Raw genomic sequence first — 757 nt, 5'->3', positions numbered from 1 at the left:
AGAGATAAAAGCCCTTTACATAAAAGTAGATGGCATTTACGGCTATCGCAGGATGACTTTAAATATAAACCGAATATTTGAAAAGAACTTTAATCACAAACGTATATATAGATTAATGAGGATTGCAGGTATTAAGTCTGTGATCCGCAGAAAGAGAAAGTCTTATAAGAGGTCTATCCCCCAACATGTGGCAGAGAATGTGTTGAAACGTGAATTCACGGCGGAAAAGCCGAATGAAAAGTGGGTAACGGATGTCACAGAATTTAAATATGGTTCTTCAAAGAAAGCTTATTTAAGCGCTATTCTTGATTTGTATGATGGATCAATTGTTAGCTATGTTTTAGGACATTCAAATAATAATAAGCTGGTTTTTGAGACACTTGATCAAGCTACTAAGCATTTGAAGGGAGATAAGCCTCTTATTCATAGTGATCGTGGGTACCAGTATACCTCTCATGGGTTCAAGCGTAGATTAGATAAAGCAGAAATAACACAAAGCATGTCACGTGTAGGAAGATGTATTGATAATGGACCAATGGAATCTTTTTGGGGGACACTAAAATGTGAGAAATATTATTTACATAAGTACAACACGTTTGAAGACCTCTTAATTGCCGTAGATGAGTACATTCATTTCTATAATCATGATAGATATCAAAAACGACTAAACGGCCTTAGCCCTCTTGAATTTAGGGCTAAAGCCGCTTAAATCATTTTTATTATTTCCAATGTCTACTTTACAGGGGTCAGTTCAAAT

Annotated in this window: 1 protein-coding gene; it reads left to right on the top strand. The window is 35.5% G+C overall.

Annotated features, from left to right (window positions below):
• Positions 1 to 709 (top strand): IS3 family transposase (locus tag DBX25_RS20420; RefSeq protein ID WP_108672584.1); only part of this gene is annotated, 709 nt, incomplete at its 5' end.
• Positions 710 to 757 lie beyond the last annotated feature (48 nt).

It is taken from the genome of Peribacillus acanthi (genome assembly GCF_003073175.1).
Lineage (GTDB): Bacteria > Bacillota > Bacilli > Bacillales > DSM-1321 > Bacillus_BN > Bacillus_BN acanthi.
Note: the sequence above shows the minus strand (reverse complement) of the source record. Positions and strands in the feature narration are given on the sequence as shown.